Genomic DNA, 12,667 nt, shown 5'->3' on the forward strand with positions numbered 1-12,667 from the left:
CTGTTCCGGGTGGACAGAAAGGGGTCTTCCACCTATCATTGCCACCCGCCCTGAAACGTTCCTCGACCAAGGTCCACAAGCTGCCATGCAGCGGCTTGCGGACTTTGCTGCACCTAAAGGCGGCCCTCCCATGCCTATTCCTGCTCTGCTTGCCCTCGAAGACGGCAGCGTATTCCACGGCCACGCCGTGGGTGCGACTGGTGAAACCGTCGGCGAGGTGGTTTTCAACACCGCCATGACCGGCTACCAGGAGATCCTCACCGATCCCTCGTACGCCAAACAGATCGTTACCCTCACGTATCCGCACATCGGCAACACCGGCGTGAACGTCGAGGACGAAGAGTCCGATACCGTGCACGCCGCCGGCCTGATCGTTCGCGACGTGCCGCGTCGCGCGAGCAACTGGCGCAGCGCCGAAAGCCTGCCCGATTACCTCAAGCGCCATAACATCGTCGCCATCGCCGGCATCGACACGCGTCGCCTGACCCGCATCCTGCGCGACAAGGGCGCGCTCAACGGCTGCATCGTGGCCGGCGAGACGGTCGACGCCGAGGCCGCGCTGGCCAAGGCGCGCGCCTTCCCGGGCCTGAACGGCATGGACCTGGCCAAGGTGGTCAGCGTCGGTGAGTCCTACCCGTGGAACGAGGGCATCTACGACCTCGACCGCACGCGCTTCAATCAGCCGTCCAAACGCTTCAAGGTCGTGGCTTACGACTATGGCGTGAAGTACAACATCCTGCGCCTGCTGGCCGAGCAGGGCTGCGACATCACCGTGGTGCCCGCGCAGACGCCGGCCGCCGACGTGCTGGCGATGAAGCCCGATGGCGTGTTCCTCTCCAACGGCCCCGGCGACCCGGCGGCCTGCGACTACGCCGTGGAAGCCACGCGCCAGTTCCTGGACGCGAAGATCCCGCTGTTCGGCATCTGCCTGGGCCACCAGATCATGGGCCTGGCCGTTGGCGCCAAGACGCTGAAGATGAAGTTCGGCCACCACGGCGCGAACCATCCGGTGAAGGATCTCGACGACGGCCGCGTGCTGATTACCTCGCAGAACCACGGCTTCGCCGTCGATCCGGCCACGCTGCCGGCGAACGTGCGCGTCACCCACACCTCGCTGTTCGATGGTTCGCTGCAGGGCTTCGCGCTCACCGACCGTCCTGCGTTCTGCTTCCAGGGCCACCCGGAAGCGAGCCCGGGTCCGCACGACATCGGCTACCTGTTTGATCGTTTTGCCGCACTGATGCAGGAGGCCCGCACGAATGGCTAAGCGCACCGATATCAAGAGCATCCTCATCATCGGCGCCGGCCCGATCGTGATCGGCCAGGCCTGCGAGTTCGACTACTCGGGCGCACAGGCCTGCAAGGCGCTGAAGGAAGAGGGTTACCGCGTCATCCTGGTGAACTCCAACCCCGCCACGATCATGACCGATCCGGAGACGGCCGACGCCGTCTACATCGAGCCGATCAACTGGCAGACGGTGGAGCGCATCATCGCCAAGGAGCGCCCGGACGCGGTGCTGCCCACCATGGGCGGCCAGACCGGCCTCAATTGCGCGCTCGACCTCGCCGACCACGGCGTGCTGGAGAAGTACCACGTCGAGCTGATCGGCGCTTCGCGCGAAGCCATCCGCATGGCCGAAGACCGCGAGCTGTTCCGCGTGGCCATGGCCGAGATCGGCCTGGAGTGCCCGAAGGCCGAAGTGGTCCGCACCTTCGAGCAGGCGCTGGTGACGCAGGCCAAGGTGGGCTACCCGACCATCATCCGCCCCAGCTTCACGCTCGGCGGCTCGGGCGGTGGCATTGCCTACAACCGCGAAGAGTTCGAGGAGATCGTCAAGCGCGGCCTGGAGCTCTCGCCGGTGGGCGAGGTGCTGGTCGAGGAATCCGTGCTCGGCTGGAAGGAATTCGAGATGGAAGTGGTCCGTGACAAGGCGGACAACTGCATCATCGTGTGCTCGATCGAAAACCTCGATCCGATGGGCGTGCATACCGGCGACTCGATCACCGTCGCGCCGGCGCAGACGCTCACCGACAAGGAATACCAGCGCCTGCGCGATGCCTCCATCGCGGTGCTGCGCAAGATCGGCGTGGATACCGGCGGCTCCAACGTGCAGTTCGGCATCAATGCCGAGAACGGTCGCGTGGTGGTCATCGAGATGAATCCGCGCGTGTCGCGCTCCTCGGCGCTGGCCTCCAAGGCCACCGGCTTCCCGATCGCCAAGATCGCCGCGAAGCTCGCCGTGGGCTACACGCTGGACGAACTCAAGAACGACATCACCGGCGGCCTGACCCCGGCGTCGTTCGAGCCGACCATCGACTACGTCGTCACCAAGATTCCGCGCTTCGCGTTCGAGAAGTTCCCGTCCGCCGACGCCCGCCTCACCACGCAGATGAAGTCGGTGGGCGAGGTGATGGCGATGGGCCGCACCTTCCACGAATCGCTGCAGAAGGCGCTGCGTGGCCTGGAGATCGGCAAGACCGGCCTCAACCCGACCGGCTTGGACCTCACCACGGACGAAGGCGTCAACGCGCTCAAGCGCGAGCTGCGCGAGCCGCGTCCGGACCGCGTGTTCCATCTTGCCGATGCGTTCCGCGCCGGGCTTACGCTGGACGAGGTGTACAGCCTCAGCCGCGTCGATCCCTGGTTCCTGGCGGCATTCGAAGACATCGTGCTGACCGAGAAGGAAGTGCAGGCGCAGGGCGTCACCGCGCTCGATGCGCTGCGCATGCGCGAGCTCAAGCGCATGGGCTTCTCCGATGCGCGCCTGGCCGAACTGCTGGACACCAACGAAGCCGCGATGCGTCACCTGCGCCGCACGCTGGGCGTGCGTCCGGTGTACAAGCGCGTGGATTCCTGCGCCGCCGAGTTCGCTACCACCACGGCCTACATGTACTCGACCTACGAGGAAGAGTGCGAAGCCAACCCGACCGACCGCGACAAGATCATCGTGCTCGGCGGTGGTCCGAACCGCATCGGCCAGGGCATCGAGTTCGACTACTGCTGCGTGCATGCGGCACTCGCGCTGCGCGAGGATGGTTTCGAAACCATCATGGTCAACTGCAACCCGGAAACCGTGTCGACCGACTACGACACCTCCGACCGCCTGTACTTCGAGCCGCTGACGCTGGAAGACGTGCTGGAAATCGTCGACCTTGAAAAGCCCAAGGGCGTGATCGTGCAGTACGGCGGCCAGACGCCACTCAAGCTTGCACGCGCGCTTGAAGCGGCTGGCGCGCCGGTGATCGGCACCTCGCCCGACAGCATCGACCTCGCCGAAGACCGCGAGCGCTTCCAGCAGATGATCGAGAAGATCGGCCTGAAGCAGCCGCCGAACCGCACCGCGCGTACGCCGGATGAAGCGCTGGCCTCGGCCCGCGAGATTGGCTATCCGCTGGTGGTTCGTCCGAGCTACGTGCTGGGCGGTCGTGCGATGGAAATCGTCTATGGCGATGCCGATCTCTCGCGCTACATCCGCGAAGCGGTGCAGGTGTCGAACGATTCGCCGGTGCTGCTGGATCGCTTCCTCGACCACGCGGTCGAAGTGGACGTGGACATCATCGCCGACGCCGACGGCAACGTGCTGGTTGGCGGCATCATGGAGCATATCGAAGAGGCCGGCGTCCACTCCGGCGACTCCTCCTGCTCGCTGCCGCCGTACTCGCTCACGACCGAGGTGCAGGACGAAATGCGCCGCCAGGTCACGGCGATGGCGAAGGAACTGAAGGTCGTCGGCTTGATGAACACCCAGTTCGCCATCCAGGGCGACACCGTGTACATCCTTGAAGTGAACCCACGTGCCTCGCGCACCGTGCCGTTCGTGTCCAAGGCCACCGGCGTGCCGCTGGCCAAGATCGCGGCGCGCGCGATGGCCGGCCGTTCGCTGGTCGCCCAGGGCACCACCCGCGAAGTGATCCCCGGGTACTACTCGGTGAAGGAAGCGATCTTCCCGTTCCTGAAGTTCCAGAACGTCGACCCCATCCTCGGCCCCGAAATGCGCTCCACCGGCGAGGTGATGGGCGTGGGCCGCAGCTTCGGCGCCGCGTTCGCGCGCGGTCACGACGCTGCCGGCATCAAGACGCCGCCGAAGGGCAAGGTGTTCGTGTCGGTGCGCGATGCCGACAAGGATCGACTGCTGCCGGTCGCGCGCGAGGTGCTCGAGAAGGGCTTCAGCCTGGTCGCCACCGAAGGCACGGCCAAGTACCTGGCCGAGCATGGCGTGACCTGCGAGCGCATCAACAAGGTGATCGAGGGTCGCCCGCACATCGTCGACCTGATCAAGAACGGCGAGATCGTCTATATCGTCAACACCACCGAGGGCAAGCAGGCGATCGCCGACTCGTTCTCGATCCGGCGCGAGGCCCTGCAGCAGCGCGTCACGTACTCCACCACGGTGGCAGGCGCCCGCGCACTGGTGCATTCGCTGGATTACCACGGCGACGGCTCGGTGCACAGCCTGCAGGAACTGCACAAGGAACTGAAGGCATGAGTCGCGCTCCCATCACCAAGACGGGTTCAGAGCGTCTTCGCGGCGAGCTGGAGAAACTGAAGTCGAGCGATCGGCCGCGCATCATCGCGGCCATCGCCGAGGCCCGTGCGCACGGCGATCTCAAGGAGAACGCCGAGTACCACGCCGCGCGCGAGCAGCAGAGCTTCATCGAGGGCCGCATCGCCGAGCTGGAAGCAGCACTGTCCACCGCGGAAGTCATCGACGTCAGCCGCCTGGCGGCTGGCACTCGCGTGGTGTTTGGCGCTACGGTCGATCTGGAAGACGAGGAAAGCGGCGACGCGGTGACGTACCAGATCGTGGGTGACCTGGAAGCCGACATCAAGCAGCGTCTGATCGCGGTGTCGTCGCCCATCGCGCGTGCACTGATCGGCAAGAGCGAAGGCGACAGCTTCGAGTTCAAGGCGCCCAACGGCATCAAGCGCTACGAAATCACCGGCGTCCGCTACGCCGGGTAAGTGCGTCGCTGCTTGGCGCCACGCCGGGAGTTCGTCGCCGCATCCAGTAGGAGCGCACCCAGTGCGCGACCACGGAGCCTGGTGGTACCGCTTCGGCAGGTTGTCGTAGGCAGCATGCTTCTCATGGATGAAGCAAAAAAGGCCGCGCAAGCGGCCTTTTTTTGCAGGTGCCGTACGGGCGAGATTCCAGGGTATCGACTGCAGGTGAACCGCCACGCCAAGCGGAGGAATGGGAACGACGAGGCGCTGCGGTCGCGCACTGGGTGCGCTCCTACCACTATCGGTGCGGGGCGGTGGCAACAAAAAAGGGCCGCTCGCGCGGCCCTTTTCGTCGACTCATCGCAGCTAGGAATTAGCGCTGACGGGCCTTGAAACGCGGGTTGCTCTTGCAGATCACGAACACCTTGCCGCGACGACGCACAACCTTGCAGTCACGGTGCCGCGCCTTGGCGGACTTCAAAGAGGAAAGCACCTTCACGGCCAGCTCCTGAAACTAACGATAAGAAAAAGACAAGACAGAAATAGTAAACAATTTGCTGGCTTGACACAAGTCCTTGGGCCGCAGGACAAAAACGGCGCGCAGCTGGGCGATACAGGACCGCTCGCCGCCGCCCCTCAAGGCAAACGCCTACTCCGGCTCCGTCATGGCGCTAAGGAAACGACGGACCACCGGCGAAGGGTCGTCGACCCGGCTGGCAAGGGCGAGGAGCATATAGGCGTCCGGGTCCTCCAGCCGCAGGTAACTCACGCCCGGCAGGCTCACGGACCGCATGGACGCGGGCACCAGGGCGAGGCCCATGCCGGCGGCCACCAGCACCAGCAGGCCATTGATCTGCTGGGCGTGCTGGCGGATCTGCGGGTGGAAGTTGGCCTTGGCCGCGATCTGGGCCAGGCGGTCGTACAGGGTGGCCGCCAGTTCACGGGGCTGGACCACGAAGGCCTCCATGGCCGCTTCACGCAGCCAGATGCTCTCCCGCCCGGCCAGGGGATGATTCGAGGGAAGAGCCAGCAGCAAGGGCTCGCGATCGATCACGTCCAGCCGCAGATGTCGCGCCATGCCGGGGTGTTCAGGCTCGTCGCGCACGAAGCCCACGTCCAATTCGCCTGCCAGCAGCGCCGCGTACTGCTGCTCGGTGTACATCTCGCTGAGGATCAGGCGCACCTGCGGCGCGAAGCTGCGATAGCGCAACAGGGTCTGGGGCAGGGCGGGGTGGAAGGTCACCGAGACCGTATAGGCCAGCCGCAGCTTCCCGCTGAACCCGGTGGCGGCATCGGCCATCTGGGCGCGGGCCTCCTCGGCCTTGTCCAGGATCTGGCGGGCCTGTTCGAGGAACAGTTTGCCGGGTTCGGTCAGGGAGACATTACGTTTGTTGCGCTCCAGCAGGCGGACCCCGAGATCGTTCTCAAGTGACTGTATCTGCTGGGAAAGAGGGGGCTGCGAAATGTACAGGCGCTGGGCTGCGCGAGTGAAGCTCAGCTCCTCTGCGACCGTTACAAAATAACGAAGCTGACGGAAGTCGAACATGGGAAGGCTTTAATATGGATATCGAATAAGTTGGGCCCTAAATATATATTTGTTTCTATAACGGGTCGATCATAAGATGACTTCCGTCCCGCCACCGTCCCCTCCCCCCAGGTGGCGGCGACCCTCGCCCCGCTGCGACGCTATCCCCGCGATATCTGGTCTTCCTCCCCCCTGACCCATATCGACGCGTCGCCCAGCGGGGCGCTTTCTTTTCCAGGCACAACGCCCGGCCTTCGAGCCGGGCGTTGTTGTTTCCGCGGTTTGCAATGTGTGGGAGCGCACCCTGTGCGCGACGGCCGAACGGGCCGAGATCCATATGGCTGCGGTCGCGCACACGGTGCGCTCCCACGACGGCGCGGCGTGCAATGGCCCTACAGCGTGGCGGCCAACCGCGTCCCCTGGTCGATCGCGCGCTTGGCATCGAGTTCGGCGGCCACATCGGCGCCACCGATGACGTGCGTTCTGACGCCTGCCTGGATCAATTCGTCCGCCAAGCTGCGGTTGGGTTCCTGTCCGGCGCAGATGACCACGTTATCCACCGGCAGCACCTTTAGCTGCCCGTCGACGGTGATGTGCAGCCCCTCATCGTCGAAACGTTCGTAGGCGACACCGCCAAGCATGGCGACGCCCTTGGCCTTCAGCGTGGCGCGATGCACCCAGCCGGTCGTCTTGTTGAGGCGCGCGCCGGGACGTCCTTCGCTGCGCTGGAGCAGCCATACCTGTCGCGCCGGTGCTTCGGGCTTTGCGGGAGCCAACCCGCCTCGCGTATCCAGTTGCATATCCACGCCCCATTCGCGCGTCCATCGCGTGACGTCCAGCGTCGGCGAAGGTTGCTGCTCGACGAGGAATTCCGCGACGTCGAACCCGATGCCGCCCGCGCCGATGATGGCAACGCGAGGGCCGACCGGTCTGTCGCGAGCCAGCACGTCCAGATAGCTGAGAATGCGTGGATCATCGCTGCCGGGGAAGTGGATGCGACGCGGCGTGATGCCGGTGGCGACCACGACTTCATCATGCTGCGTCAAGGTCTTTGCATCCGCCGCATGCCCGAGCTTGACGGTGACGCCGGTGTCCTCGAGGCGATGGCGGAAATAGCGCAGCGTCTCGTGGAATTCTTCCTTGCCGGGAATGCGCTTGGCGTAGTTGAACTGGCCGCCGATGTCGCTGGACTGGTCGATCAGCGTCACCGCATGGCCGCGTTCGGCCAGCGTCGTTGCGCAGGCGAGACCGGCAGGGCCCGCGCCGACTACCGCGATGTTCTTGCGCGTGGACACCGGCTCGATGCGCAGCTCGGTCTCGTGGCAGGCGCGCGGGTTGAGCAGGCAGCTCGCCCGACGGTTCTGGAAGACATGATCGAGACACGCCTGGTTGCACGCAATGCACGTATTGATGCGCTCGCTGTGGCCGGCCTTCGCCTTGTTGGGCCATTCCGGGTCAGCCAGCAGCGGCCGCGCCATCGACACCATGTCCGCTTCGCCACTGGCCAGAATTTGCTCGGCGACCTCGGGCATGTTGATGCGGTTGGTGGTGATCAGCGGGATCGAGACCTCGCCCTTGAGCTTCTTCGTCACCCAGGCAAAACCGCCGCGCGGCACGCTGGTGACGATGGTGGGCACGCGCGCTTCGTGCCAGCCGATGCCAGTGTTGATGATGCTGGCGCCTGCCGCTTCGATGGCCTTGGCCAGCGTGACGATCTCGCTCCAGTCCTGCGCGTTGTCCACCAGGTCGAGCATCGACAGGCGGTAGATGATGATGAAGTCGCGGCCCACGGCTTGGCGCGTGCGACGCACGATGTCGATAGGCAAGCGCATGCGTTTTTCCGCGCTGCCGCCCCATGCGTCATTGCGCTGGTTGGTGCGCGCTGCGAGGAACTGGTTGATCAAATAGCCTTCCGAACCCATCACTTCGACGCCGTCGTAACCGGCGTCCTGCGCGAGTTTCGCGCAGCGGACGAAATCGCCGATGGTGCGCTCGACGGCCCGCGAAGAAAGAGCGCGCGGCGTAAACGGCGTGATTGGCGACCTGATCTTCGATGGCGCCACCGAAAGCGGGTGATAGCCATAGCGCCCCGCATGCAGGATCTGCATGCACAGCTTGCCGCCTTCCGCATGCACGGCCCGGGTCAGCTTGCGGTGCCGGCCCACATGCCATGGCATGGTCAGGCGCCCGCCGAAGGGCTTCAGCCATCCTTCGATGCTCGGCGCGATGCCGCCGGTCACCATCAGGCCCACCCCGCCGCGGGCGCGCTCGGCGAAATACCTCGCGAGCTTGTCGAAGTCGGCCGCCTTGTCCTCCAGGCCCGTATGCATCGAACCCATCAGGATGCGGTTGGGCAGGGTGGTGTGCCCGAGGTCCAAGGGGGAGAACAGGCGGGGGAAATCCATGGCAGACCGTCGCGAAGTTCAAACGATCGTATGAATGTGCCTGCTGGAGGCGTTTGAAAGCAAGGGGAAAGTGCGCGCCATGGAGAAGGGCGCTCCTGCAGAGATAGGCAACGTGGCCGCGCGCACCCACCCTCATCGCCAGCCGGCTCCCCAAGGGAAGGAGGGGCGAAGTGCGGACCGAGACTTGCAACGAAGGACCTGGAGGACTGGCCACGCCCGTCCTTCCAGTGCTAGCGGCCGCGTTCTGCGCGTTTCGTCATCCGTTCCGCCCACGCGGAGAGGGAGGGCAGGAAAGACCTGGGCGAAAGGTGGTCGCGCACTGGGTGCGCTCCTGCAAGGGGGAGGCGGACAGGGCGGGTCAGCCCAGCAACTCGCGCACCAGCTCGATATAGCGTTGCATCGCCTCATCTGCGGAAACGCCGCGCAGCTGCGCCCAGGCCTCGTACTTGGCGGTGCCTACGAAATCGAAGAAGCCTGGCTGGTCACCGTGGATGTCTCCCTCGGAGCCCTGCTTGTAGAGCGCGTAAAGCTTGAGCAGGGTGTCATTGTCCGGCCGCTGGCCAAGCCGCTGGATGTCTTCGGCGGCCTGTTCAAATTCACGGCGCAGATCGGTCATGGTGTGGACTTGCATGGTTCGGACGGACTTTAGGAGGGAGGTAACTGGACAACCCGCGTTCCGTGCGAGGACCAACGCGATAGCATATGCGTTTTCTTTCGCCGCCGTCAGGAGACCCCATGAGCCCATCCGCGTCCGTTCCCGTGCTGACCATCGACGGACCGTCGGGATCGGGCAAAGGCACCATCAGCCGCCTGGTGGCCGAAAAGCTGGGCTGGCGGCTGCTGGACTCGGGGGCGCTGTATCGCGCGGTGGGCTATGCGGCGGGTGCCGAGGGGCTGGATCTGTCGGACGTGGACGCCATGACCCGCTGCGCCCAGACCACCAGGATCCGGTTCCACGCCGCCGCCGACGGCAGCGATACCCGGGTACTCGTCAATGGCCACGACGCCACCGACGAGTTGCGTACCGAAACGGCGGGAGCCGCAGCCTCGGCCATCGCCTCGATTCCCTCGGTCCGTCAAGCACTTGTGGACATGCAGCTGGCCTTCCGCAAGGCCCCGGGGCTGGTGGCGGACGGTCGCGACATGGGCACCGTGATCTTCCCGGACGCCCCGTACAAGGTGTTCCTCACCGCCAGTGCCGCCGAACGGGCCAAAAGACGCTATAAGCAGTTGAAGGAAAAGGGGCTGAGCGTTACACTTGCTACCCTTCAGCGCGAGATCGAAGCGCGTGACGCCCGCGATGCCTCGCGGACAGTCGCGCCGCTCAAGCCGGCCGCGGATGCGGTTTTCATCGACACCACCGGCATGGGCATCGAGGACGTCGTGGCGAAAGTATTGGCTGTCGTGCAGCCCTGAACGGGTTGCCGACGGCTTTTGGTGCCCCTGACGAGATCAGGGGTGATTGGGTCAACGGTGACAAGGGATTTATCCCGCGACACCCATAACCGGTGGGCCGACCGTCCGTACGCCAGTTCATTCATGGCGGGCACAGGACCTAAGGCCTTTTCTCATTTCTGGAATCAACATGACTGAAAGTTTTGCCGAGCTGTTTGAACAGAGCCAACAGGCCATCTCCAAGCTGAAGCCGGGCGCCATCGTCACCGGTATCGTTGTGGAAATCCGCAACGACGTCGTCGTGATCAACGCTGGCCTCAAGAGCGAAGGCATCGTCCCGATCGAGCAGTTCAAGGACGAGGGTGGTGAGCTGGAAGTGCAGGTTGGCGACGAGGTGAAGGTTGCCCTCGACGCCCTCGAAGACGGCTTCGGCGAGACCAAGCTCTCCCGCGAGAAGGCCAAGCGTTCCATGGTGTGGGACGACCTCGAGGCGGCCTTCGACAAGGAAGAGACCATCACCGGCAAGATCTCCGGCAAGGTCAAGGGCGGCTTCACCGTCGACATCAAGGACGTCCGCGCGTTCCTGCCGGGCTCCCTGGTCGACGTGCGTCCGGTCCGCGATCCGGTCTACCTGGAAGGCAAGGACCTCGAGTTCAAGATCATCAAGCTCGACCGCAAGCGCAACAACGTGGTGGTCAGCCGCCGCGCCGTCGTCGAGACCGAGTTCTCCGAGGAGCGCGAGAAGCTGCTGGAGCGCCTGACCGAAGGCGCGGTGGTCAAGGGCACGGTCAAGAACCTCACCGACTACGGCGCGTTCGTGGACCTGGGCGGCATCGACGGCCTGCTGCACATCACCGACATGGCGTGGAAGCGCGTGCGTCATCCGTCCGAAGTCGTTAACGTCGGCGACGAGCTGGACGTCCGCGTGCTCAAGTACGACCGCGAGCGCAACCGCGTGTCGCTGGGCCTCAAGCAGCTGGGCGACGACCCGTGGGTCGCCATCGCCCGCCGCTACCCGGTCGGCAGCCGCCTGTTCGGCAAGGTCTCCAACGTGACCGACTACGGTTGCTTCGTCGAGATCGAGCCGGGCGTGGAAGGCCTGGTCCACGTCTCCGAAATGGACTGGACCAACAAGAACGTCAACCCGGCCAAGGTGGTGCAGGTCGGCGACGAGACCGAAGTGATGGTGCTGGACGTGGATGAAGAGCGTCGCCGCATCTCGCTGGGTATCAAGCAAACCCGCTCGAACCCGTGGGAAGCCTTCGCCGCCATGCACAAGAAGGGCGACAAGGTGTCCGGCCAGATCAAGTCGATCACCGACTTCGGCATCTTCATCGGCCTGGACGGCGGCATCGACGGCCTGGTCCACCTGTCCGACATCTCCTGGCAGGCTTCCGGCGAAGACCTCGTGCGCAACTTCAAGAAGGGCGACGAGATCGAGGCCGTGGTGCTGGCCGTGGATCCGGAGCGCGAGCGCATCTCCCTCGGCATCAAGCAGATGGAGCAGGATCCGTTCGGTCAGTTCATGGCCACCAACCCGCGCGGCACCATCGTCAATGGCACCGTGAAGGAAGTGGACGCCAAGGGCGCCGTGATCGATCTGGGCGAGGGCGTGGAGGGTTACCTGCGCGCCAACGACATCGCCAAGGAGCGCATTGACGACGCCACCCAGCATCTGAAGGTCGGCGACAAGGTCGAAGCCAAGTTCACCGGCATGGACCGCAAGGGCCGCCAGCTGCAGCTGTCGATCCGCGCGAAGGACGAAGAAGAACTGCACGACGCCATGGCCGAGTACTCGAACGCCTCCGGCGGTACGACGAAGCTCGGTGCGCTGCTCAAGGAGCAGCTCAACAAGGCTGACTAAGCAGTAGCAGAAGGAAAGGCAGGGCGGCCACGTGGCCGCCCTGTTTGGTTCACGTCACGGACATTGGGGACCCATGACCAAATCCGAATTGATCGAGGCGCTGGCACGGCGTCAGACCCATCTCGCGTTCGCTGATGTGGAGCTGGCAGTCAAAAGCGTGATCGAACAGATGAGCCATGCTCTGTCCCATGGCGAGCGCATCGAGGTCCGCGGTTTCGGCAGCTTCGCGCTGCACTACCGCCCGCCGCGCATGGGCCGCAATCCCAAGACGGGTGAAGCGGTTGCTCTGCCGGGCAAGCATGTCCCGCACTTCAAGCCGGGCAAGGAACTGCGCGAGCGCGTCAACATGGATCTCGTCTGATACCCGCTCGCGGGTCTCGCTGAAAGATCGACGAAGGCAGGCGGCGATGCGTCGTCCTGCCTTCTTTTTTGCCCGCATCCTGCCAATCGCCATGCTCGAAGCGGTGGCCCGCCCGGTTTCTGAACGGACGAGCGGATCCCTGCCTGTGCCGGCCATCGGCAATCGGTTAAAGTCG

Annotated in this window: 10 protein-coding genes; 6 read left to right on the plus strand and 4 right to left on the minus strand. The window is 64.7% G+C overall.

Going from position 1 to position 12,667, the window contains the following annotated elements; genetic code table 11:
• Nucleotides 1-130: 130 nt before the first annotated feature.
• Genes carA through greA form a run of 3 tightly spaced genes read left to right on the plus strand, consistent with a single transcriptional unit; the run spans nucleotide 131 to nucleotide 4,963 of the window.
• Complete coding sequence (gene carA / locus JMF82_RS02020) at nucleotides 131-1,267, plus strand: glutamine-hydrolyzing carbamoyl-phosphate synthase small subunit (protein WP_201312868.1); 1,137 nt, start codon at nucleotides 131-133, stop codon at nucleotides 1,265-1,267.
• On the plus strand, nucleotides 1,260-4,487 hold the full coding sequence (gene carB, locus JMF82_RS02025; protein ID WP_201312869.1) for a carbamoyl-phosphate synthase large subunit: 3,228 nt from the start codon (nucleotides 1,260-1,262) through the stop codon (nucleotides 4,485-4,487). Before carA ends, carB begins: the two co-directional genes overlap by 8 nt.
• The gene (greA, locus tag JMF82_RS02030) at nucleotides 4,484-4,963 is read left to right on the plus strand and encodes a transcription elongation factor GreA (protein WP_201312870.1); all 480 of its coding nucleotides are present in this window, start codon (nucleotides 4,484-4,486) and stop codon (nucleotides 4,961-4,963) included. The genes carB and greA overlap by 4 nt, the downstream gene beginning before the upstream one ends.
• Before the next feature lie 352 nt (nucleotides 4,964-5,315).
• On the opposite strand, the gene ykgO is transcribed toward greA, so the two are convergent.
• From ykgO to JMF82_RS02050, 4 genes are all read right to left on the minus strand, one after another.
• Entirely contained in the window at nucleotides 5,316-5,441 is a 126-nt protein-coding gene (gene ykgO / locus JMF82_RS02035; RefSeq protein WP_010342887.1) for a type B 50S ribosomal protein L36, read from the minus strand.
• A gap of 150 nt (nucleotides 5,442-5,591) precedes the next feature.
• Nucleotides 5,592-6,488 carry a LysR family transcriptional regulator gene (locus JMF82_RS02040; protein ID WP_201312871.1) on the minus strand — a complete coding sequence of 299 codons (897 nt, stop codon included), beginning with the start codon at nucleotides 6,486-6,488 and terminating at the stop codon, nucleotides 5,592-5,594.
• A gap of 371 nt (nucleotides 6,489-6,859) precedes the next feature.
• Entirely contained in the window at nucleotides 6,860-8,872 is a 2,013-nt protein-coding gene (locus tag JMF82_RS02045) for an NADPH-dependent 2,4-dienoyl-CoA reductase (protein WP_201312872.1), read from the minus strand.
• Between the two features lie 358 nt (nucleotides 8,873-9,230).
• Entirely contained in the window at nucleotides 9,231-9,488 is a 258-nt protein-coding gene (locus JMF82_RS02050) for an acyl-CoA-binding protein (protein ID WP_201312873.1), read from the minus strand.
• 119 nt (nucleotides 9,489-9,607) lie between these two features.
• Here JMF82_RS02050 and cmk point away from each other — a divergent pair, with 119 nt between their 5' ends.
• The 3 genes from cmk to JMF82_RS02065 all read left to right on the plus strand — a co-directional run bounded on the left by cmk (nucleotide 9,608) and on the right by JMF82_RS02065 (nucleotide 12,492).
• Complete coding sequence (gene cmk, locus JMF82_RS02055; RefSeq protein ID WP_201312874.1) at nucleotides 9,608-10,288, plus strand: (d)CMP kinase; 681 nt, start codon at nucleotides 9,608-9,610, stop codon at nucleotides 10,286-10,288.
• Between the two features lie 169 nt (nucleotides 10,289-10,457).
• The gene (gene rpsA / locus JMF82_RS02060) at nucleotides 10,458-12,131 is read left to right on the plus strand and encodes a 30S ribosomal protein S1 (protein WP_111983471.1); all 1,674 of its coding nucleotides are present in this window, start codon (nucleotides 10,458-10,460) and stop codon (nucleotides 12,129-12,131) included.
• Between the two features lie 73 nt (nucleotides 12,132-12,204).
• A complete protein-coding gene (locus JMF82_RS02065; RefSeq protein ID WP_038617081.1) occupies nucleotides 12,205-12,492 on the plus strand; it encodes an integration host factor subunit beta in 288 nt (95 codons plus the stop codon).
• Nucleotides 12,493-12,667 lie beyond the last annotated feature (175 nt).

This window comes from Dyella sp. EPa41, assembly GCF_016586165.1.
In the GTDB taxonomy this organism is placed as follows: domain Bacteria; phylum Pseudomonadota; class Gammaproteobacteria; order Xanthomonadales; family Rhodanobacteraceae; genus Dyella.